Genomic DNA, 22,044 nt, shown 5'->3' with positions numbered 1-22,044 from the left:
GATCAGACCCCGGTAGCCGCCGCTTGTGTGAAGCGCACGTAGCCGTTCTGCTCGAGTTCGTCGGCCAGCTCCGAACCCCCGGATTCGGCGATGCGACCGCCGACGAACACGTGCACGTATTCCGGGTGGATGTAGCGCAGGATGCGGGTGTAGTGCGTGATCAACAGGATGCCGCCGTGCTCGGATTCGGCGTAGCGGTTCACGCCCTCGCTGACCACCCGCAGCGCGTCGACGTCCAACCCGGAGTCGGTCTCGTCGAGGATGGCGATCCTGGGCCTGAGCAGTTCCAGCTGCAGGATCTCGTGCCGCTTCTTCTCGCCACCGGAAAACCCTTCGTTGACGCTGCGCTCGGCGAAGGCCGGGTCGATGTCGAGGGCGGTCATCGCGGACTTGACCTCTTTGACCCACAGCCGCAGCTTCGGCGCCTCACCGCGGATGGCCGTCGCCGCCGAGCGCAGGAAGTTCGATACCGAGACGCCGGGGACCTCGACGGGGTATTGCATGGCCAGAAAGATTCCCGCCCGCGCGCGTTCATCGACGCTCATCGCCAGCACGTCGGCGCCGTCCAGCGTGATGGATCCCGACGTCACCCGGTACTTGGGGTGACCCGCGATGGCATAGGACAGCGTCGACTTGCCCGAGCCATTGGGGCCCATCAAGGCATGCGTCTCACCGGATTTCACGGTGAGATCGACACCCTTGAGGATGGCGATCTCACCCTCCCCGTCGGCGGCGGTGTTCGGGTTATCGACGCTGACGTGCAGGTCCTTGATTTCCAGAGTCGTCATGAAACCGTCGCTCTCGATTCCGTGATGGCCAGTTCGTGTTCGATGGCCGCGGTCAGGCGCTCCCGTACCTCGGGCACCGCGACCTTGGAGATGATCTCGCCGAAGAAGCCCCGGACCACCAGCCGGCGGGCCTGCTCTTCGGAAATGCCGCGCGAGCGCAGGTAGAACAGCTGCTCGTCGTCGAAACGCCCGGTGGCGCTGGCGTGTCCGGCTCCGACGATCTCGCCGGTCTCGATCTCCAGGTTGGGCACCGAGTCCGCGCGCGCACCGTCGGTGAGCACCAGGTTGCGGTTCACCTCGAAGGTGTCAGTGCCGGTGGCCTGGGCGCGGATCAGCACGTCGCCTACCCAGACGGTGTGCGCGTCGGGCAGCGACGACGCCGGATCCCCTTGCAGCGCACCCTTGTACAGCACATAAGACTTGCAGTCGGGGTGGGCGTGGTCGACCAGCAGCCGTGACTCCAGGTGCTGGCCGTCGTCGGCGAAGTACAGGCCCAGCAGCTCGGCGTCCCCGCCGGTTCCGGCGAACCGCACGCCCGCCGACATCCGCACCACCTCGCCGCCCAGCGTGACCGTGACGTGCCGCAGCACCGCGTCCTTGCCGAGCCGGGCGTGGTGCGCGCTGAGGTGGACCATGTCGTCGGCCCAATCCGCGATCCACACGACGGTGAGCCGGGCCGCGTTATCGACGACGAATTCCACATTGTCGGCGTAGGTTCCGCTGCCCCGGTGGTCGATGACCACGACGGCCTCGCCGAGCTCGTCGACCCTGATCTGCAGATGTCCGTAGGCCACCGCACCCTCGCCCGGACCGGCGACGGCGACGTTCACCGGAGCGGCGACCTGCGTGTCCCGCCCGACGGTGACCAGCGTCGCCGAGTTGAACGACGAAAACGCCTGGGCGGCAACACGGTCGGCGGGAACGCCGCCCTGCCCAAGCCGCTCGTCGCCGCGGCGCACGGTCTCCACCGTTATGCCGGGGTCCCCGCTGACGGTGATCGTGGCGCTACCGGTGGCGGGCGCGGAGCCGTCGTGCAGGCCGCGCAACCGCCGCAGCGGGGTGAACCGCCAGATCTCATCGCGGCCGTGCGGAACCTCGAAAGCGTCAACGTCGAAGGAGGCGAACAGCTCTCCCTTGTTCAATACGGTAGAGCCCTGGGCGACGGTCATCCGACCGCGCCCTCCATCTGCAGCTCGATCAGCCGGTTGAGCTCGAGCGCGTATTCCATGGGCAATTCCTTGGCGATCGGCTCGACGAAGCCGCGCACCACCATCGCCATGGCCTCGTCCTCGGTCAGCCCGCGGCTCATCAGGTAGAACAGCTGGTTCTCGCTGACCTTCGACACGGTGGCCTCGTGGCCCATCGTGACGTCGTCCTCGCGAATGTCGACGTAGGGGTAGGTGTCACTGCGGCTGACCGTATCCACCAGCAGCGCATCGCATTTCACGCTCGATCTGGACCCGTGCGCCCCTTTGTTCACTTGCACGAGGCCGCGGTAGGAGGTGCGGCCGCCGCCGCGGGCCACCGACTTGGACACGATGTTGCTCGACGTGTTCGGCGCCAGGTGCAGCATCTTGGCGCCGGTGTCCTGGTGCTGGTACTCGCCGGCGAACGCCACCGACAACACCTCACCCTTGGCGTGCTCGCCGGTCATCCAGACCGCCGGGTACTTCATGGTCACCTTGGACCCGATGTTGCCGTCGATCCACTCCATGGTGGCGCCGGCCTCGGCGCGCGCCCGCTTGGTGACCAAGTTGTAGACGTTGTTCGACCAGTTCTGGATCGTGGTGTAACGGCAACGGCCACCGGGCTTTACGATGATCTCCACCACCGCGGAGTGCAGTGAATCCGACTTGTAAACGGGAGCAGTACACCCCTCCACGTAGTGGACGTAAGCGTTCTCTCCAACGATTATCAACGTCCGCTCGAATTGACCCATGTTTTCGGTGTTGATCCGGAAGTAGGCCTGCAACGGGATGTCCACGTGCACACCGGGCGGGACCACAATGAAGCTGCCGCCCGACCACACCGCGGTATTCAGGGCGGAGAACTTGTTGTCCCCCGCCGGGATGACCGTGCCGAAGTATCGCTTGAAGATCTCAGGGTGTTCCCGCAAACCCGTGTCGGTGTCAAGGAAGATAACCCCTTGGGCCTCAAGGTCTTCCCGTATCTGGTGGTACACCACCTCGGAGTTGTGTACCACCAGGCCTTCGGCGATGAAGTTGTGCGGCCCGTCAACCTCGATGTCGTACACCGGTTCCACGGCGTAGGGCTCGACCGACTTGACCCGCTCGAAGCCAAGCCATTCGTTGGTGTGTGCCCGAATCGTCGTCCCGTGTGCGCCATTGGACGAATGCACGTAACGGCGACGGCCAAAGCGCGCGGTTCGCTTCGGATTCCGACACCCGAGCCGATCGAAGTTCCCAGAAATACCGAGCCGCCACGCGATCTGCATGCGCTCAGGCGCGTGTCGGTAGGGCTGGGTGAATGACCATGGCCCACTCGCACGCAATCCAGACAGCTCGGCCAGCTCGCGAGCCTGACCAAGCAACGTCTCGTTCGCGCACGTCAACATGACGGAGCCGCTGCGCTCGGGCTGTACGTACCCGTCGGCGTCGACCCAGCCGCCGAGGAATGCTAGCCGCTGATCGACGGGCAATCCGTATACCCAGTCCGGCACCCGCTTAGTCAGCGACAATCCACCGAAGCCCAACTCGACCATCCACTCAGTCAGCGCCTTTGAGTTCACGACCACTCGGTACTCGTCAGCCTCAATGCAACGCAGGCTGAATAGGTTCTTCACGACCCGGGTCAACTCGGCCCGGAGCTCGACATCGGTTGCGGGGATAGCGAACTGAACACGGTAGGTCTTCGTCGACAGATGCAGATTGCCGTCGCCGATGTAGAGGCCCAGCAGCCACATCAGGTCAATGGAAGTCGCCGCGGGCGCGGCCAACCCGGCAACAGTCGGAAGTTCAGCAGCCACACCAAAATTGGGGACAGTCCGCGGTACCGCAATGAAGTCACCAGGCTTGATCTCGCCCACAGTGACCCAACGCCGGGCAAACCGGGCGCGTTGCCTCCCAGCCTGGCGCTCGTCACGCAGCACAAGCATCGGGTGATTATCGGTCGCGCGGATGCTGCGACGGGTCGTCTTGACCGCGTAGGTAAGCCGGGTGTCGGTCTGCGCAGACGCCTTGACCGGGGCCACGATGAATCGCTCGGCCTCCTCGTCGTAAGCAAACACCCGATCTCCGCACTCGATCTCCTTGATCGGGACCTGACCACGGTTGGCTGTCCACACCAAGGTGGCACCCGCCAGACATTCGTATTGAGCCGCTACCCCGGCAACCAGCCGCTGCTTTTCCGCTTCCGGAATTCCTAGTTTGTCATAGGTATTACGAATATCTTCTGGCAAATCGTCCCACGACGCTGCCTGCTTCTCGGTGGAGCGCACGAAGTATTTGATGTTGTCGAAGTCGATGCCCTCGAGGTTGGAGCCCCACTTCGGCATCGGCTTGCGCTCGAAGATGCGCAGCGCCTTGAGCCGGTTCTGCAGCATCCACTCGGGCTCGTTCTTCTTCGCCGAGATGTCGCGGACCACCGCCTCGGACAGCCCACGCTGCGCGCTGGCGCCCGCGACGTCGGAATCCGCCCAGCCGTAGCCATACCGGCCCAGGGAGGCGATGGCCTGCTGCTGGGTCAGGGGCTCGGCGGCAGTCGTGCTGGCCTCGGGAGTGAGGGTCATGCGGACGCTCCTTCGATGCTCGTGGCTTCCCGGCGCGGGCTGGGCGCTGGTGTAAGTGGCACGTGGGTAGTGCAAGCGCAGTCGCCGTTGACGATGGTCGCCAACCGCTGCACGTGGGTGCCGAGCACCTCGGCCATGGCCTCCTGCTCGGTTTCGCACAACTCGGGAAATTCCTCGGCGACATGCGACACCGGGCAGTGGTGCTGGCAGATCTGCACACCGTGGATCGGCCCGCCGACCCGGGTGGTGGTGGCGACGTAACCTGCCCTGCTCAGCGCATCGGCGACGCGCTCGGCCGCGGCCTCCACGGCGGCGTCGTCGGCGCCGTCGGCCGCCTCGACACCGGCCAGGATCGCGTCGATACGCCGCCGGGCGAACGTCCGGACCGCGTCCTCACCGCCGATCTCGCGCAGTTGCCGCATGGCCGCGGACGCCAGGTCGTCGTAGGAGTGCTCGAGCTTCTCCCGGCCGGCCGCCGTCAGCCGGAAGCGCTTGGCGGGCCGCCCGCGGCCAATCTGCTGCCATGCCGCGGCGGCCACCGACTCGGCGTCGCCCGCCTCGATCAGCGCGTCGAGATGGCGCCGGACCCCGGCCGCCGAGAGGCCCAGCCGGTCACCGATCTGGGTGGCGGTGATCGATCCGGACTCCAGCAGCAGGCGCACGACAGCGCGACGGGTGTGACCGTCGGAAACTGGCGCAGCAACAGTCGCCGAGCCCGCGGTGATTTTCACAACACCAGTGTGACGCAATTCCCGCGATCGGTCTAGGAAGGGTGCCCTGTGCGCGGGTTGCGCTGGTCACACGGCGAGGCCGCTAGTCTGCTCTGATGGCAGCCCGCCACCACACGCTGAGCTCGTCGATCGCCAGCCTGCACGGCGACGAGCAGGCGGTGGGTTCGCCCCTCGACGCTGCCGAACTCACCGCGGTTGCGCGCACCCGCCTGTTCGGCGCCACCGGCACCGTCCTGATGGCGATCGGCTCCCTGGGCGCCGGGGCGAGGCCCGTGGTCCAAGACCCGACGTTCGGGGTCCGCCTGCTCAACCTGCCGTCACGAATCCAGACGGTGTCGTTGACGATGACCACCACCGGTGCGGTCATGATGGCGCTGGCCTGGCTGATGCTCGGCCGATTCACGCTGGGCAACCGGCGGATGTCGCGCGGCGAGCTGGACCGCACCCTGCTGTTGTGGATGCTGCCGCTGTTGATCGCGCCGCCGATGTACAGCAAGGATGTCTACTCCTATCTGGCCCAGAGCCAGATCTCCTTGGAGGGACACGACCCCTACCGGGTGGGTCCGGCGTCGGGCCTGGGCCTTGGCCACGTGTTCACTCTGTCGGTCCCCAGCCTGTGGCGGGAGACGCCCGCGCCGTACGGTCCGCTGTTCTTGTGGATCGGGCGCGGCATCTCGGCCCTGACCGGGGAGAACATCGTCGCCGCCGTGCTCTGCCACCGGATGGTGGTGTTGATCGGTGTGGGCCTGATCGTCTGGGCAACTCCGCGGCTGGCGCGACGCTGCGGCGTCGCCGAGGTGAGCGCGCTGTGGCTGGGGGCGGCCAATCCCCTGCTGCTCATGCACCTGGTCGCCGGCATCCATAACGAGGCGTTGATGCTCGGGCTGATGCTGACGGGCGCCGAGTTCGCGCTCCGCGGCGTTGACGCTCCACGCGTGATGCCCACGTCGTGGCGGCCCGCCGCGGACTGGAAGCCGTTGGGCATGCTGGTGGCGGGGTCGATCCTGATCGTCGTGTCGTCGCAGGTGAAGCTGCCGTCGCTGCTGGCGCTGGGATTCGTCACGGTGGCGTTGGCCTACCGCTGTGGCGGCGGCCTGCGGGCGCTGCTGCTGGTCGGCAGCGGCATGGCGGGGTTATCGCTGGCGGTGATGGCCCTCGTCGGGTGGGCGAGCGGACTCGGGTTTGGCTGGATCTACACGCTGGGCACGGCCAACGTGGTCCGCAGCTGGATGTCGCCGCCGACGCTGCTGGCACTCGGCACCGGGCAGGTGGGCATTCTGCTGCGTCTGGGCGATCACACCACCGCGGTGTTGTCGCTGACCCGTGGCATTGGCGTGCTGATCATCATGGTGATGGTCTGTTGGCTGTTGCTGGCCGTCTTCCGCGGGCGGCTGCACCCGGTCGGCGGCCTCGGTGTCGCGCTGGGCGTCACGGTGCTGCTGTTTCCCGTCGTGCAGCCCTGGTATCTGCTGTGGGCCATCATCCCGCTGGCCGCCTGGGCCACCCGCACGGGCTTCCGGGTGGCGGCGATCGTCGTCACAATCATCGTCGGCGTCTTCGGCCCGACGGCCAACGGGGACCGCTTCGCGCTGTTTCAGATCGTGGATGCCACCCTGGCCAGCGCCATCATCGTGGTGGCGCTCATTGCGCTGACGTACACCCGCGTGCCGTGGCGGCCCCTTCCGCCAACGCCAACCGAGGGCCTGGAACGGGAGGTCATTGACGCGGTGGGGGTCCCCCGGACCCGGCGGCCGGCGGCTTCACCCGACGCCTACGCTGACTCGACGTGAGCTCGGCCCCCCAAGTCCACGAAGCACCGGACACAGTTGTGCAGCTGCGCGGGGTATGCAAACACTACGGGGCGGTCACTGCGGTTTCTGGCCTCGATCTCGACGTACACACCGCCGAGGTGCTGGCCTTGCTGGGCCCCAACGGCGCCGGTAAGACGACGACCGTCGAAATGTGCGAGGGGTTCGTCCGCCCGGATGCCGGCACCATCAGGGTGCTGGGGTTGGACCCGATCACCGACAATGCCCGCCTGCGCGCGCGTATCGGGGTGATGTTGCAGGGCGGCGGCGGATACCCGGCGGCACGCGCCGGCGAAATGCTCAACCTGGTGGCCGCCTACGCCGCTGACCCGCTGGACCCGCAGTGGCTGCTAGACACCTTGGGTCTCGCTGACGCCGCCCGCACCACCTATCGGCGGCTCTCCGGCGGGCAGCAGCAACGGCTGGCGCTGGCCTGCGCGCTGGTCGGCCGCCCCGAACTGGTGTTCCTCGATGAGCCCACCGCGGGCATGGATGCCCATGCCCGGCTGTTGGTGTGGGAGTTGATCGAGGCGCTGCGCCGGGACGGCGTGACGGTGGTGCTGACCACCCATCAGCTCAAGGAGGCGGAGGAACTCGCCGATAGGCTGGTCATCATCGATCACGGCGTGACGGTTGCGGCGGGCACACCGGCCGAGTTGATGCGCACCGGCGCTAAAGACCAGCTGCGATTCACCGCGCCGCCGCGGCTTGACCTGTCCCTGCTGGCCTCCGCGCTGCCGGAGGACTACAAGACCACCGAGGTGACGCCGGGCGAGTACCTCGTCGAAGGCCCGATCGACCCTCGGGTGCTGGCCACGGTCACGGCCTGGTGTGCGCAGATCGACGCGCTGGCCACCGATATGCGGGTCGAGCAACGCAGCCTCGAGGACGTGTTCCTCGATCTCACCGGCAGGAAATTGCGGCAGTGAGTCAAACCGATGGCCCGCTGTTCCCCGCGGGCACCTTCACCCCCGATCCGCGCCCCAACGCCGTCACCCGGATGCTCGCCGCGCAGTTCACGCTGGAGTTGAAGCTGCTGTTGCGCAACGGCGAGCAGCTGCTGCTGACGATGTTCATCCCGATCACGTTGCTCGTCGGGCTCGCGCTGCTGCCGCTCGGCTCGTTCGGCGAGAACCGCGCCGCGACGTTCGTGCCCGTGATCATGGCGCTCGCGGTGATTTCCACCGCATTCACCGGGCAGGCCATCGCGGTCGCGTTCGACCGCCGATACGGTGCGCTGAAACGGCTCGGGGCCACCCCGCTGCCGGTCTGGGGAATCATCGCTGGCAAGTCGCTCGCGGTGGTGGCGGTGGTGTTCTTGCAGGCAATCGTCCTGGGCGGCATCGGTTTTGCGCTGGGCTGGCGACCGGCTCTGGCCGCGCTGGCGATGGGCGCGGTGATCATCGCGCTGGGTACCGCGGGTTTCGCGGCCCTGGGGCTGCTGCTCGGCGGCACCCTGCGAGCCGAGATCGTGCTCGCGGTCGCCAACCTGATGTGGTTCATATTCGCCGGGTTCGGCGCGCTGACCCTCGAGACGAGCATGATCCCGGCCTCGGCCAACTGGTCGTCCCGGCTCACCCCGTCGGGCGCGTTGGCCGAGGCGCTGTCGCAGGCGATGACCTTGTCGGTGGACTGGTTCGGGGTCGTCGTCCTGGCTGGATGGGGCGCGCTGGCGGCGCTCGCGGCCCTGCGCTGGTTCCGCTTCACCTGACCGGCGGCAGCGACATTGCCGCCAGGGTCGTGGTTGGCGCCTCAACCGCAGCCGTCACGGCAATCTCGGTGTGACGGCCGCTTCTACTACGCGGCGTAGTTTTCGTTACGATCGGGCGATGACCGTCGGACGAGTGCTGTTGCGGTTGGTGGACCTGCTCCCCGACCCCAGCCCGCGGGTCCAGCGGCTGATCGCCGCCCTCGTCATCCTCACCCAGGGCGGTATCGCCGTCACCGGCGCGATCGTCCGCGTCACCGCGTCAGGCCTGGGGTGCCCGACGTGGCCGCAGTGCTTTCCGGGGAGCTTCACCCCGGTAGCGGTCGCCGAGGTGCCGCGGATCCACCAGGCGGTCGAATTCGGCAACCGGATGGTCACCTTCGCCGTGGTCATCACCGCGGCGCTGGCCGTGCTCGCCGTCACCCGGGCACGCCGCCGCGCCGAAGTCTTGGCCTATGCGTGGCTGATGCCGGTATCGACCGTGGTGCAGGCGGTGATCGGTGGTGTGACGGTGCGCACCGGGTTGCTGTGGTGGACTGTGGCCATCCACCTGCTGGCATCGATGACGATGGTGTGGTTGGCGGTGTTGCTCTACGTCAAGGTTGGCGAGCCCGATAACGGTGTCGTCCGACGGCGCGTGGCCAAGCCGCTGCGGGGGCTCACGGCACTCAGCGCGGTAAACCTGGCTGCCGTGCTCGTCACCGGCACGCTGGTGACCGCGGCGGGCCCGCACGCGGGCGACCGCAGCCCCGCCCGCACGGTGCCGCGATTGCGGGTTGAGATCACCACCCTGGTGCACATGCATTCGTCGCTGCTGGTCGCCTACCTCGCGCTCCTGGTCGGCCTCGGCTTCGGGCTGCTGGCCGTCGGGGCCACCCCGGCGATCATGCTCCGGCTCGCCGTCCTGCTCGCCCTGGTTTTCGCGCAGGCCGGCGTCGGTACCGCGCAGTACTTCACCGGCGTGCCCGCCGCCCTGGTCGCCGTGCACGTGGCCGGCGCCGCAGCATGTACGGCGGCCACCGCGGCGCTCTGGGCGTCCATGCGAGAACGGGCCGAGCCGCATGCCGACGGTCGTTGCGACGAATACTGCAGCGCCTCGGCTTCGGCTCGCTGACCGCCCCCCGGCCGGCCTTCTGCGGCTCGGGCTATCCGATCGGCAACGCGAATTCTGTACAACGCCAGCACAATTGACCGCATCGACATTGACGCCGACCTTTGATCGCGCAACCACCGACGCCTCCAACGTGCCCCTCGGCGTGCCATCGGAGGACTGTCCGGGTCCACCGGTCGGAGGACACGAAGTCTCGCCGGACGGCGGTTGCACGCCGACGATCCATGCGACGAGACTGGCGTTACGGCTCGGGCAGTGGAAATGGCTAGGAGGTCAGGAGACCTTGAGCGTCAACCCCTTCGACGACGACAGCGGCAGTTTCTTCGTCTTGGTCAACGACGAGGAGCAGCACAGCTTATGGCCAACCTTCGCCGAGGTCCCCGCGGGCTGGCGGGTGGCCTACGGCCAGGCAACGCGCGCCGCCTGCCTGGAGTACGTCGAGCAGAACTGGACGGATATCCGGCCCAAGTCTCTGCGCGCGAGGCTGGCGCAGGGCCGGGCCCGTGAGGGCTAGACCGGCCGACCGGCGTCGGCCGGATGGAGCCGTCTGAGCGGGCGCTCCCGCTGACGCGGGGCCCACCCCCAGCCGATGGTTGTGCTCAAGGTCGCGAGCGCGGGCCAAGCCCGAGCCGCTCCAAAGCCGATTCCACGCACAGCGCGAACCGGCGCTGGGCAAGGAAGCGGGTGTCCGGGTCCAACCGTCGCCAGCCCAGCGACGGCTCGATCAACTGCAACTCCAGCAACCGGGTGCCGATCAGGTGAGCCCGCGCGTAGAGCAACTCGGTCACGTCGATCCCCACCTGAGCCGCGGCAGCACCAAGCGCGGCGGCACCCGCATCCCAGATTTCGAAGTCGGGTTCACCCTGACGCGGGCTATCGTGCGGTGTGCTGAACGCGTGCGACGGCTTGCCGCCGAGGAAAACCAGCGCCGTTTCACCGCCCGAACCACCCGGCTGCACCAGCACCGACCGGCCGACTTGGTGTAGTTCGTCGACATACGCCGCGACCGCAGACCGGTCACTGAAACGCCGTGTACCAGTACCGATGGTTGGGCTGACGAAGGCGTGGCCGGTGCGCGGCAACCCGACCCGCGTGCCCGGCGCATACACCTCTCCGGCCATCGTCTCCACCCCGCGGTCCGCCAGATCGTCCAAGTAACGCCGGTCGGCGTTCCAGGCCACCACGGCAGGGGGGTTCAGCAGATTGGTCACGTTGGTGGTCCAGACCAGGAACTCATCGAGCCGCTGGGCGTAATCACGGGTCGCCCGCAATACCACCAGGTCCGCGCGACCCACTTCGGCAGCGTCCCAGGACAACCATCGGGCATGCAGACCCCGGTGGCGCAGCGCCGCAACCAGCCCAGCATCGTCGCCATCGCCGGCGACCTGCCGCGGACAACCCGCCAGCACGACACGGGGATGAAAGATATCCGGCCGGGCGAGCTTCATGCTCGGGCATGATAACCACGTGCACGCAATCGAAGTCAGCGAAACCGGCGGCCCCGAAGTCCTGCGCTACGTCGACACTGCCCAACCCGAACCCGGTCACGGCGAGCTGCTGATCAAGGCCGAGGCCATCGGCGTGAACTTCATCGACACCTACTTCCGTACGGGACAGTATCCACGCCCGCTGCCGTTCGTCATCGGCTCCGAGATGTGCGGCACGGTGGTGGCTCTCGGCGAGGGAGCCGATACCGGCGGCATCACCGTCGGCGACCGGGTGGTCAGCGCCTCGGCGAACGGCGCCTACGCCGAATTCGCCACTGCACCAGCATTTTTGACTGCCAAGGTGCCAGCCACCGTGACTTCTGAGGTGGCAGCTGCGGTGCTGCTGAAGGGCCTCACCGCGCATTACCTGCTGAAGTCGGTGTATCCGGTGCACAGCGGGGATACCGTGCTGGTGCATGCTGGCGCCGGTGGCGTCGGGTTGATCCTGACGCAGTGGGCGACACACCTCGGTGTCCGAGTGATCACCACCGTCTCAAACGAGGAAAAGGAACGATTGTCCAGGCAGGCCGGCGCCGACGAGGTGCTCCCCTACCCCGATGACGCCTACCAGTTCGGCCAGCAGATTCGTGCGCTGACTTCAGGCGCCGGTGTCGCCGCGGTCTACGACGGCGTCGGCGCCACCACATTCGACGCCAGCCTGGCCAGCCTGGCCGTGCGCGGGACCCTCGCGCTGTTCGGCGCCTCGAGCGGACCGGTGCCGCCGGTCGATCCGCAACGCCTCAACTACTCGGGCTCGGTGTATCTCACCCGCCCGTCGTTGGCGCACTTCATCCGCACCGGCGAAGAGTTCAACTGGCGGGCCACCGAACTGTTCGATGTCCTCGGCAGCGGGGCCGTCACCGTCGACGTCGGCGGACGCTATCCGCTGCCCGACGCGGCCCGGGCCCACGAGGACCTGGAGGGCCGCAAGACCACCGGCTCGGTCGTGCTGATTCCCGTCACCTGAACCCGCAGCAGCAGTCGGCGAACAGCGGAGCAACCGTTCGGGTGACACGCACTCCGCCCGAAGGGCGGACATGCGCGGCCAAGCTGGTATCGCGGCGCGCAATTGCCGCGGCGATGACGGCGCTCCGACGGTGGTGCAGGCCGTCGTCCTCGGCGCCCAACAGTTTCATGTGGTGCACCATCGGCCGGGTGGGCGAGCCTGCAGACGACAAGCCCAGCTACCGCAGCACGATAACTACGAAACGCCGCCCTCATCCGAGCAGCGTCGGCAGCCCTATCGCCGAGTCGATTGCCAACGCGCAGAAGACGAGCGCCAAGTAGTTGTTCGACTGCAGGAACAGTCGCAGCGGCTTGACCGGTTCGCCGGCACGGACCCCGGCATACAGTTGATGCGCCATGGCCAGGAACCACGTCCCGGCCACCAGGGCCACAGCTGCGTATAGCCACCCGGCCGAAAGCGCGAGCACCAGCGTCGCCAGCACGGTCAGCCAGGTGTAGATCAGGATCTGCTTGGTGACCTGGCGCTCGGTCGCCACCGCAGGCAGCATCGGCACCCCGGCGACGATGTAGTCCTCCTTGTACCGCATCGCCAGTGCCCAGGTGTGCGGCGGCGTCCAGAAAAAGATGACCGCGAACATGGCCAACGCCGGCCACGCGAGGGTCCCGGTGATCGCCGACCAGCCGATCATCACGGGCATGCATCCGGCCGCGCCGCCCCACACCACGTTCTGCGATGTGCGGCGCTTGAGCAGCAGCGTGTAGACGAACACATAGAACGCGACCGTGGCGATGGCCAGCAGCCCCGACAGCAGATTGGTCGTCCACCACAACCAGAAGAACGAGCCTACGCTCAAACCCAGCCCCATTATCAGGGCGTTTCTGGTCGGAACCGCGGAGCGCGCCAGCGGCCTGCGGGCGGTCCGCTTCATCACCTTGTCGATATCGGCGTCGGCTACGCAATTGAGCGTGTTGGCGCCACCCGCGGCCATCATCCCGCCGATCAACGTGTTGAGGATGAGCGCCGGATGCACGGCCCCACGATCAGCGAGCAGCATTGCGGGAATCGCGGTGACCAACAACAGCTCGATGACCCGCGGCTTGGTCAGCGCCAGGTAAGCCAGCGCCGTTTCGATTGCCCGGCTACGCCTTGGGCGGCTAGCCGAGCCGCATCGTCGCCACGCGGTGCCAGCTATCTGGCCGGGCGCGACACGCCCGCGAACGCTCACGCATTAACTCCTCGGGTCGCAGCCGCGCGCAGCTTCTACTACGCACGATGGTAGACGGCGTGACCGCAGCGGATACGCGGCAGGGTCGATTCACACCGACTTTTCACGGCATTCGGGCACCGATTGCCAAACCCGAACGGCGGACAGGATAGTTTCACACCGGCCCGATGGGTATCCGTATCCGCTGTTCAGTCGGCGTTTACACCGGGAACACCGGTTTGCTTGCCACGCCACTGCAGGGCTTGGAGTGCCATGGCGACGCGAACGGTGCTGTCGTCGAGCGATCGCGGAAGCAGTCGTTGAGCGGCATCGAGTCGATTCATCAACGTGTTGCGGTGCGTGTAAAGCAGCCTCGCGGCACGTGCGGCGTTGCACTGCTGGTTGATGAATGTCAACAGCGTGGTTTGCAGAACCGGGCTGGCAGATTCGAGCTGCCCGTGGGTGTTCTTCATGAAGCCATCAGCGCCGTCCGGGTTTTCGGTGACGCCACCATCTCGACATCGCCGATAAAGGCGACTCGTTGCGGTGACCGAAGCCGATCAACATCCGCGCGGTGGTGAGCGCATCGCGATGGCTGCGCCGGAACCCGGCGACTCCCGGCGCGGTGGTTCCGATCGCTACGCGCGCGTGTGAAGTGCTGTCGAGCGCCTGGCGGATCTGGTCGATGTCGAACGCGCCGACGTCGTTTACCCACACCCAGTGCGCTCCGGCGCCGGCTACGACGCTGAGCGGATGCCGGCAGCCGAGAGCACTGCTGATTGCGCCGGCGGCGCCGTCGAGACGATGGTGGTCGTCGTCGGGATGGTCGCTGAAGATGACGGCGGCAGTATGCGATCCGCCGAGAGGGCAGCCCAAACGCGCTTGGGCGTACTCACGGCTGATGGGGGCACCATCGAGTAGCAAGTCAACGATTTGCGACGCTCCGCGCGAACGTTGCTAGTCACCTCGTCGTGCTCCAACTCCATGTGCGTAGCGATGCCCGCCAGGGTGGTGTCGATGAACGCAGTGGCCGACCGAAACGGCACGTCGAATAGGTCGCGTAGCTCGTTGGGGTCGGAGGTCAGTCCGAATGCGATCTCGCTCCAGCGCTGCCAAGCCACGTTTTATCCAGTGCGATAGACGTCCACGATCAGCTTGTCTAGACCGAGGCGCACCAGATCTCGGGCCATGCGCAGCGGCTCGGGACCCAGATTCGCAGGGACCGGGTCACCAGGATTCTTCAGGTTGGCGGCCGCGAATTGGTGCAGGTTCGCGCGGTTGGCACAGCTGATGACCGCCGCTAGGTCAGGGTTCTCGCCAAGGGCCGGGGATGCGGCCAGGGCGGCCCGGTCGAACTCGTCGAGCCAGTCCTGGCTGGGGTTGAGGGCGATGTGAGCGGCTTCACGGATCAGTTCAGCCCAGTCCGAACGGCCGACAGGCTGTTTCACAGCGACCCCGATGCGCATCCCAATCCGGGCCTGCGGACGCCCGCGATCCCGCACTAGGGTGGGATTGCCCGGTCCCCCGCAAGCGGGTGGTGCCCCGGGTGGTGCCCCACCTTAGCGGGCCGTTCCGGCCCGCTCGGAAGATTGGGGTCGCCGGACTAGGGTGGGATTGATCAGTTTGACGCCCTGGCGACTGAGCCCGAGGACTGAATCTGTGACCACGCTCGAAGAGATCTCTGCGCTTACCCAACCCCGCCATCCCGACGACTGGACCGAGATCGATTCGGTAGCGGTCGACACCATCCGGGTGCTGGCAGCCGACGCCGTCCAAAAGGTCGGCAACGGGCATCCGGGGACGGCGATGAGCCTGGCGCCGTTGGCGTACACGCTGTTTCAGCGGGTGATGCGTCACGATCCCGCCGACACCGCGTGGCTTGGGCGTGATCGGTTCGTGCTGTCGGCCGGGCACAGCAGCCTGACGCTCTACATTCAGCTCTACCTGGGTGGCTTCGGGCTGGAACTATCCGACATCCAGGCGCTGCGCACGTGGGGGTCCAAGACTCCCGGGCACCCGGAGTTCAGGCACACCAGGGGCGTGGAGATCACCACCGGCCCATTGGGTCAGGGATTGGCCTCGGCGGTCGGGATGGCGATGGCGTCACGCTACGAACGCGGCCTCTTCGACCCGGATGCCGAGCCGGGAACCAGTCCCTTCGACCACTACATCTATGTGATCGCCTCCGACGGGGACATCGAAGAAGGGGTGACCTCGGAGGCGTCGTCGCTGGCCGCGGTCCAGCAGCTCGGCAACCTCATCGTGTTCTACGACCACAACCAGATCTCGATCGAGGACGACACCAACATCGCGCTGTGCGAGGACACCGCCGCCCGATACCGCGCCTACGGCTGGCACGTGCAAGAGGTCGAGGGCGGCGAGAACGTCGTGGGCATCGAGGAGGCCGTCGCCAACGCCAAGGCCGTTACCGACCGGCCCTCGTTCATCTCGCTGCGCACCATCATCGGCTATCCGGCGCCCAACCTGATGAACACCGGAAAGGCGCACGGCGCGGCCCTGGGTGAGGAGGAGGTCGCCGAGGTCAAGAAGATTCTCGGGTTCGACCCCGACAAGACGTTCGAGGTCCGTGAGGACGTTCTCACCCACACCCGCGGGCTGGTGGCCCGCGGCAAAGAGGCCCATGACCGCTGGCAACTCGACTTCGACGCGTGGGCGCAGCGCGAACCCGAACGCAAGGCGCTGCTGGATCGACTGACCGCCCGGCAGTTGCCCGAGGGCTGGGATGACGATCTGCCGCACTGGGAGCCCGGGTCCAAGGCGCTGGCCACCCGGGCCGCCTCGGGTGAGTTCCTGGCCGCGGTGGCATCGAAATTGCCCGAGTTGTGGGGTGGTTCCGCAGACCTGGCGGGCAGTAACAACACCACCATGAAGGGTGTGGACTCCTTTGGCCCGCCGTCGATTTCGACCAAGGACTACACGGCCCACTGGTACGGCCGCACGCTGCATTTCGGTGTTCGCGAACACGCGATGGGCGCCATCCTGTCCGGCATCGTGCTGCACGGCCCGACCCGGGCCTATGGCGGCACGTTCCTACAGTTCTCCGATTACATGCGTCCGGCGGTGCGGTTGGCGTCGCTGATGGACATCGACACCATCTACGTCTGGACCCACGATTCGATCGGGCTTGGCGAAGACGGCCCCACCCATCAACCGATCGAACACCTCTCGGCACTGCGCGCGATTCCCCGCCTGTCGGTGGTGCGACCGGCCGACGCCAACGAGACGGTCCACGCCTGGCGCGCCATCCTGGCCCGCGCCAACGGCAGCGGCCCGGCCGGGTTGATCCTGACCCGCCAGGGCGTGCCGGTGCTGGAGGGCACCAGCGCCGAGGGGGTCGCCCGCGGCGGCTACGTGCTCGGCGGTGCCGATCCGGCCGACGAGGTCGACGTCATCATCATCGCCACCGGCTCCGAGGTCCAGCTGGCCGTGGCGGCCCAGAAGTTGTTGGCCGGCAACGACATTCTCGCGCGGGTGGTGTCGATGCCATGCCTGGAGTGGTTTGAGTCCCAACCGCAGGACTACCGGGACGCCGTGCTGCCGCCCGATGTCTCGGCCCGGGTGGCCGTGGAGGCCGGAGTCGCGCAGTGCTGGCACAGGCTGGTCGGCGATACCGGGGAGATCGTGTCGATCGAGCACTACGGAGAGTCCGCGGACTACAAGACGTTGTTCCGTGAGTACGGCTTCACCGCCGAAGCCGTGGCCGCCGCCGCGGAACGAGCACTGGACAACTGAGAAAGGGTAATTGGCGATGACCACTCAGAACCCCAACCTCGCCGCGTTGAGCGCCGCGGGGGTATCGGTGTGGCTGGACGACTTGTCGCGGGACAGGCTGCAGTCGGGCAACCTGCAGGAGCTGATCGACACCATGAGCGTCGTCGGCGTCACCACCAACCCGTCGATCTTCCAGAAGGCGTTGGCGGAGGGCCACACCTATGATGCTCAGGTGCGCGAGCTCGCCGAGCGCGGCGCCGACGTGGATGCCACCGTGCGCACCGTCACCACCGACGACGTCCGCAACGCGTGCGACGTGCTGGCGCGTGCGTGGGAGGCATCCGACGGGGTCGACGGGCGAGTGTCGATCGAGGTCGACCCGCGGCTGGCCCACGAAACCGACAAGACCATCCAGCAGGCGATCGAGCTGTGGAAGATCGTCGACCGGCCCAACTTGCTCATCAAGATCCCGGCAACCAAGGCCGGTCTGCCGGCCATCACCGCCGTTCTGGCCGAAGGGATTTCGGTGAACGTCACGCTAATCTTCTCCGTCCAGCGGCACCGCGAGGTGATGGACGCCTACCTAGCCGGACTGGAGAAGGCCCGCGAAGCCGGGCACGACCTGTCCAAGATCCATTCGGTGGCATCGTTTTTCGTCTCCCGCGTGGACACCGAAATCGACAAGCGGCTAGCACGGAACGGCTCACAGCAGGCACTGGCGCTGCGCGGCCAGGCCGGTGTCGCTAACGCCCGGTTGGCCTATGCCGCCTACCAAGAAGTCTTCGAACACGGCGAGCGCTACCAGACCCTCAAGTCCGCCGGTGCCCGGGTGCAGCGACCCCTGTGGGCATCGACCGGCGTCAAGAACCCCGACTACGCCGACACGCTCTACGTCACCGAACTGGTGGCCCCAAACACCGTGAACACCATGCCGGAACCAACGATCGGCGCCGTCGCCGATCACGGTGTGATCCGCGGCGACACGGTAACCGGCACCGCAGGGGCCGCCCAGGAGGTGTTCGATCAGCTGGAGGCGGTCGGGATCGACCTGACCGACGTGTTCAACGTGCTCGAAGACGAAGGCGTACAGAAATTCGAGGCGTCGTGGAACGAGCTGCTCAAGGAAACCCAGGCGCAGCTCGACTCGCTCGCCAAATGAGCCATTCTTCGCCCACACAGTGGCACAACCCGCTGCGCGACAAACGGGACAAGCGGCTACCCAGAATCGCCGGCCCCTGCAGCATGGTGATTTTCGGCGTCACCGGCGACCTGGCCCGCAAGAAGGTGATGCCTGCCGTTTACGACCTGGCCAACCGCGGGCTGCTGCCACCCACGTTCTCCCTCGTGGGGTTCGCCCGCCGCGATTGGGACACAGAGGATTTCGGCGAGGTCGTGTACCAAGCCGTCAAAGAACACTGCCGGACACCGTTTCGGCAGCATAACTGGGACCGGCTGGCCGAGGGATTCCGTTTCGTACCAGGCGCTTTCGATGACGACGAGGCGTTCGCCCGGCTCGCCGAAACGCTGGAGAAGCTGGACGCCGAGCGCGGCACCGGTGGCAACCACGCCTTCTACCTGGCGATCCCGCCCAAGTCCTTTCCGGTGGTGTGTGAACAGCTGCACAAGTCGGGACTGGCCCGCCCGCAAGGCGACCGGTGGAGTCGGGTGGTGATCGAGAAGCCGTTCGGCCACGACCTGGAAAGCGCGCGGGAGCTGAACAAGGCGGTCAACGCCGTCTTCCCGGAGGAAGCGGTCTTCCGCATCGACCACTACCTGGGCAAAGAAACGGTGCAGAACATCCTGGCCTTGCGGTTCGCCAATCAGCTGTTCGACCCGATCTGGAACGCGCACTACGTCGACCACGTTCAAGTCACCATGGCCGAGGACATCGGACTCGGCGGACGCGCCGGCTATTACGACGGCATCGGCGCGGCGCGTGATGTCATCCAAAACCACCTGATGCAACTGCTGGCGCTCACCGCGATGGAGGAGCCCGTCAGCTTCAACCCGGCCGCATTGCAGGCCGAGAAGATCAAAGTGCTGTCGGCGACCCGACTCGCGGAGCCGCTCGACGAGACCACCAGCCGTGGCCAGTACGCCGCCGGCTGGCAGGGCGGGGAGAAGGTCGTCGGGCTGCTCGACGAAGAGGGGTTCGCCAAGGACTCCACCACCGAGACGTTCGCCGCGATCACGCTCGAGGTCGACACCCGCCGGTGGGCGGGCGTGCCGTTCTACCTGCGTACCGGAAAACGTTTGGGCCGCAGGGTGACCGAGATCGCCCTGGTGTTCAAGCGCGCGCCGCACCTGCCATTCGACGCAACCATGACCGACGAGCTCGGCACCAACGCGATGGTGATCAGGGTGCAGCCCGACGAAGGAATCACGTTGCGGTTCGGGTCCAAGGTCCCGGGCAGCGCGATGGAAGTCCGCGACGTCAACATGGACTTCTCCTACGGCTCGGCGTTCGCCGAGGATTCGCCAGAGGCCTACGAGCGGCTGATCCTTGACGTGCTGCTCGGCGAGCCGTCCCTGTTTCCGGTCAATGCGGAGGTCGAATTGGCTTGGGAAATACTCGATCCCGCGCTCGACTACTGGGCGTCACACGGCAAACCCGACCCCTATGAGGCGGGCACCTGGGGCCCGGAGTCGTCCTTCGAAATGCTGCGCCGCACCGGCCGGGAATGGCGGCGGCCGTGATCGTCGACATGCCCGACACCACCACCACGGCGGTCAACAAGAAACTCGACGAGCTGCGGGAAAAAATCGGTGCCGTCACGATGGGCCGGGTGCTGACCCTGATCATCGTGCCGGACAGCGACAATGTGCTCGAAGAGTCCATTGATGCGGCCAACGGCGCCAGCCATGAACATCCCAGCCGGATCATCGTCGCGATGAGGGGCGATCCGTATGCCGACGAAGCGCGCTTGGATGCACAGCTGCGAGTCGGTGCCGACGCCGGCGCCGGGGAGGTCGTAGTGCTGCGGCTGTCCGGACCTCTCTCCGGCCACGCCGACAGCGTCGTCATCCCCTTCCTGCTTCCCGACATTCCCGTGGTGGCATGGTGGCCCGACATTGCTCCGGCGGTGCCGGCCCAAGACCCGCTGGGCAAGTTGGCAATTCGGCGCATCACCGACGCCACCAATGGCATCGATCCGTTGTCGGCAATCAAGAGCCGGCTACCCGGGTACACCGACGGCGACACCGACCTGGCCTGGAGTCGCATCACCTACTGGCGAGCGCTGCTGACCTCCGCCGTCGACCAGCCGCCCCACGAACCGATCGACTCGGCCCTGGTTTCCGGGTTGAAGACCGAGCCTGCGCTCGACATCCTGGCGGGTTGGCTGGCCAGCCGGATCGACGGACCCGTGCGCCGGGCGGTCGGCGAACTTAAAGTCGAGTTGGTGCGCAGAAGCGAGACCATCGTCCTAAGCCGGCCCCAGGAGGGGGTCACGGCAACCCTGCGCCGAACGGCTCGGCCCGATGCCCTGGTTCCGTTGGCGCGCAGGTTAACCGGGGAGTGCCTGGCCGAAGACCTGCGGCGGCTGGATCCCGACGAGATCTACCTCGCCGCACTCGAAGGGATCAAGAAGGTGCAGTACGTTTGAGCACGAGCATCGAGATCTTCCCGGATAGCGACCGCCTGGTCGGCGCCGCTGGCGACAGGCTGATCGAGACGATCCAGGCCGCCGTGACGGCCAGGGGGCGAGCCCTGATCGTGCTGACCGGCGGCGGCAACGGCACCGCGCTGCTAAGGCATCTCGGCACGCGGCGCCGGCTGATCGACTGGTCCAAGGTGCATGTGTTCTGGGGCGACGAACGCTACCTCCCGGAAGATGACGCCGAGCGCAACGATCGGCAAGCGCGCGAAGCTCTACTGAACCACATCGACATCCCTGCCAGCCACGTTCACTCGATGGCCGCCAGCGACGGCGAATTCGGCGCCGATCTGGACGCCGCGGCACTGGCCTACGCACAGCTGCTGGCCGCCAACGCCGAACCGGGCGATCCCGCACCGAACTTCGATGTCCACCTGCTGGGAGTGGGGCCCGAGGGCCACGTCAACTCGCTGTTCCCGCACACCCCGGCCGTGCGCGAGACTACCCGCATGGTCGTTGCCGTCGCAGACTCCCCGAAGCCACCACCACAACGAATCAGCTTGACGTTGCCGGCAATCCAGCGGTCGCGCGAGGTTTGGATGATGGTGTCGGGCGCGGCGAAGGCCGACGCGGTGGCCGCCGCGATCGGTGGTGCGGATCCGGTTTCGGTGCCGGCCGCCGGAGCCATCGGGCGCGAGACCACGCTGTGGCTGCTGGACGAGGGCGCCGCGGCAAGGCTATCTCGCCAGCCCCATCGGGGTGATAATGACCGTCATGGCAGATAAGACCGTGCGCAGCACGCCCGTGCGAAGCCGGATGAAGACCCTCACCCAGGCAGCGTTGAACGCCGACAGGACGGTGGAGCAGGTCGAAGACGTGCTTGACGGCCTGGGCAAAACCATGGTGGAGCTGAACAGCTCGCTGTCGGCCTTGAACTCCACGGTGGAACGCCTCGAGGGCGGCCTGGATCATCTGGAGGGCACGCTGCACAGCCTGGACGATCTCGCCAAGCGGTTGACCACGGTGGTAGAGCCGGTGGAGGCCATCATCGAGCGGATCGACTACATCGTGAGCTTGGGCGAGACGGTGATGACGCCGCTGTCGGCCACCGAGCATGCGGTGCGCGGCGTGCTGGACAGGCTCCGTAATCGGACGGTGCGCTAG

Annotated in this window: 19 protein-coding genes and 1 pseudogene; 12 read left to right on the top strand and 8 right to left on the bottom strand. The window is 66.8% G+C overall.

Annotation, left to right across the window (positions count from 1 at the left end; translation table 11 throughout):
• Positions 1 to 2: 2 nt before the first annotated feature.
• The 4 genes from sufC to G6N24_RS06480 are packed head-to-tail and all read right to left on the bottom strand — an operon-like array spanning position 3 to position 5,285.
• Complete coding sequence (sufC, locus tag G6N24_RS06495; protein ID WP_085163031.1) at positions 3 to 788, bottom strand: Fe-S cluster assembly ATPase SufC; 786 nt, start codon at positions 786 to 788, stop codon at positions 3 to 5.
• Positions 785 to 1,957, bottom strand: coding sequence for a Fe-S cluster assembly protein SufD (gene sufD, locus G6N24_RS06490; protein WP_085163032.1), 1,173 nt, complete (start codon positions 1,955 to 1,957; stop codon positions 785 to 787). The genes sufC and sufD overlap by 4 nt, the downstream gene beginning before the upstream one ends.
• Positions 1,954 to 4,536, bottom strand: coding sequence for a Fe-S cluster assembly protein SufB (gene sufB / locus G6N24_RS06485; RefSeq protein ID WP_139822642.1), 2,583 nt, complete (start codon positions 4,534 to 4,536; stop codon positions 1,954 to 1,956). The genes sufD and sufB overlap by 4 nt, the downstream gene beginning before the upstream one ends.
• Positions 4,533 to 5,285 carry a helix-turn-helix transcriptional regulator gene (locus tag G6N24_RS06480; RefSeq protein WP_085163033.1) on the bottom strand — a complete coding sequence of 251 codons (753 nt, stop codon included), beginning with the start codon at positions 5,283 to 5,285 and terminating at the stop codon, positions 4,533 to 4,535. Before G6N24_RS06480 ends, sufB begins: the two co-directional genes overlap by 4 nt.
• A gap of 77 nt (positions 5,286 to 5,362) precedes the next feature.
• On the opposite strand from G6N24_RS06480, the gene mptB reads away from it, so the two are divergent.
• The 5 genes from mptB (at position 5,363) to G6N24_RS06455 (ending at position 10,408) form a co-directional block, all read left to right on the top strand.
• The gene (gene mptB, locus G6N24_RS06475; protein WP_085163034.1) at positions 5,363 to 7,057 is read left to right on the top strand and encodes a polyprenol phosphomannose-dependent alpha 1,6 mannosyltransferase MptB; all 1,695 of its coding nucleotides are present in this window, start codon (positions 5,363 to 5,365) and stop codon (positions 7,055 to 7,057) included.
• On the top strand, positions 7,054 to 8,004 hold the full coding sequence (locus G6N24_RS06470; RefSeq protein ID WP_085163035.1) for an ABC transporter ATP-binding protein: 951 nt from the start codon (positions 7,054 to 7,056) through the stop codon (positions 8,002 to 8,004). The genes mptB and G6N24_RS06470 overlap by 4 nt, the downstream gene beginning before the upstream one ends.
• On the top strand, positions 8,001 to 8,786 hold the full coding sequence (locus tag G6N24_RS06465) for an ABC transporter permease (protein ID WP_085163036.1): 786 nt from the start codon (positions 8,001 to 8,003) through the stop codon (positions 8,784 to 8,786). Before G6N24_RS06470 ends, G6N24_RS06465 begins: the two co-directional genes overlap by 4 nt.
• A gap of 118 nt (positions 8,787 to 8,904) precedes the next feature.
• Positions 8,905 to 9,897, top strand: coding sequence for a COX15/CtaA family protein (locus G6N24_RS06460; RefSeq protein ID WP_085163037.1), 993 nt, complete (start codon positions 8,905 to 8,907; stop codon positions 9,895 to 9,897).
• A 280-nt stretch (positions 9,898 to 10,177) separates the two neighbouring features.
• Positions 10,178 to 10,408, top strand: a complete 231-nt coding sequence (locus G6N24_RS06455; protein ID WP_085163056.1) for an MbtH family protein — start codon at positions 10,178 to 10,180, stop codon at positions 10,406 to 10,408.
• Between the two features lie 85 nt (positions 10,409 to 10,493).
• Here G6N24_RS06455 and G6N24_RS06450 read toward each other — a convergent pair whose 3' ends face one another.
• Positions 10,494 to 11,342 carry a hypothetical protein gene (locus G6N24_RS06450; protein ID WP_085163038.1) on the bottom strand — a complete coding sequence of 283 codons (849 nt, stop codon included), beginning with the start codon at positions 11,340 to 11,342 and terminating at the stop codon, positions 10,494 to 10,496.
• 19 nt (positions 11,343 to 11,361) lie between these two features.
• On the opposite strand from G6N24_RS06450, the gene G6N24_RS06445 reads away from it, so the two are divergent.
• Positions 11,362 to 12,348 (top strand): quinone oxidoreductase family protein, encoded by a 987-nt coding sequence (locus G6N24_RS06445; RefSeq protein WP_085163057.1) that lies wholly within the window; start codon positions 11,362 to 11,364, stop codon positions 12,346 to 12,348.
• Here G6N24_RS06445 and G6N24_RS06440 read toward each other — a convergent pair.
• The 3 genes and pseudogenes from G6N24_RS06440 to G6N24_RS06430 all read right to left on the bottom strand — a co-directional run bounded on the left by G6N24_RS06440 (position 12,341) and on the right by G6N24_RS06430 (position 15,018).
• The gene (locus tag G6N24_RS06440) at positions 12,341 to 12,517 is read right to left on the bottom strand and encodes a hypothetical protein (protein ID WP_163745430.1); all 177 of its coding nucleotides are present in this window, start codon (positions 12,515 to 12,517) and stop codon (positions 12,341 to 12,343) included. The genes G6N24_RS06445 and G6N24_RS06440 overlap by 8 nt on opposite strands.
• 81 nt (positions 12,518 to 12,598) lie before the next feature.
• Positions 12,599 to 13,573 (bottom strand): heme o synthase, encoded by a 975-nt coding sequence (locus G6N24_RS06435; protein WP_085163040.1) that lies wholly within the window; start codon positions 13,571 to 13,573, stop codon positions 12,599 to 12,601.
• Positions 13,574 to 13,761: 188 nt separating this feature from the next.
• A pseudogene (locus tag G6N24_RS06430) lies at positions 13,762 to 15,018 on the bottom strand (Rv1453 family transcriptional regulator).
• Positions 15,019 to 15,211: 193 nt separating this feature from the next.
• Here G6N24_RS06430 and tkt point away from each other — a divergent pair.
• Genes tkt through G6N24_RS06400 form a run of 6 tightly spaced genes read left to right on the top strand, consistent with a single transcriptional unit; the run spans position 15,212 to position 22,044 of the window.
• Positions 15,212 to 17,305: a transketolase gene (gene tkt / locus G6N24_RS06425; protein WP_085163041.1), complete on the top strand. Its 2,094-nt coding sequence runs from the start codon at positions 15,212 to 15,214 to the stop codon at positions 17,303 to 17,305.
• A 16-nt stretch (positions 17,306 to 17,321) separates the two neighbouring features.
• Positions 17,322 to 18,443 (top strand): transaldolase, encoded by a 1,122-nt coding sequence (tal, locus tag G6N24_RS06420; RefSeq protein ID WP_085163042.1) that lies wholly within the window; start codon positions 17,322 to 17,324, stop codon positions 18,441 to 18,443.
• On the top strand, positions 18,440 to 19,981 hold the full coding sequence (gene zwf / locus G6N24_RS06415; RefSeq protein WP_085163043.1) for a glucose-6-phosphate dehydrogenase: 1,542 nt from the start codon (positions 18,440 to 18,442) through the stop codon (positions 19,979 to 19,981). Before tal ends, zwf begins: the two co-directional genes overlap by 4 nt.
• On the top strand, positions 19,978 to 20,889 hold the full coding sequence (gene opcA, locus G6N24_RS06410) for a glucose-6-phosphate dehydrogenase assembly protein OpcA (protein WP_085163058.1): 912 nt from the start codon (positions 19,978 to 19,980) through the stop codon (positions 20,887 to 20,889). Before zwf ends, opcA begins: the two co-directional genes overlap by 4 nt.
• Entirely contained in the window at positions 20,886 to 21,665 is a 780-nt protein-coding gene (gene pgl, locus G6N24_RS06405; RefSeq protein WP_085163044.1) for a 6-phosphogluconolactonase, read from the top strand. The genes opcA and pgl overlap by 4 nt, the downstream gene beginning before the upstream one ends.
• Entirely contained in the window at positions 21,646 to 22,044 is a 399-nt protein-coding gene (locus G6N24_RS06400; protein WP_085163045.1) for an ATPase, read from the top strand. The genes pgl and G6N24_RS06400 overlap by 20 nt, the downstream gene beginning before the upstream one ends.

The organism is Mycobacterium lacus (genome assembly GCF_010731535.1).
Classification (GTDB): domain Bacteria; phylum Actinomycetota; class Actinomycetes; order Mycobacteriales; family Mycobacteriaceae; genus Mycobacterium; species Mycobacterium lacus.
The sequence above is the reverse complement of the archived record's forward strand: the minus strand, read 5'-3'. Positions and strand labels throughout refer to the sequence as shown.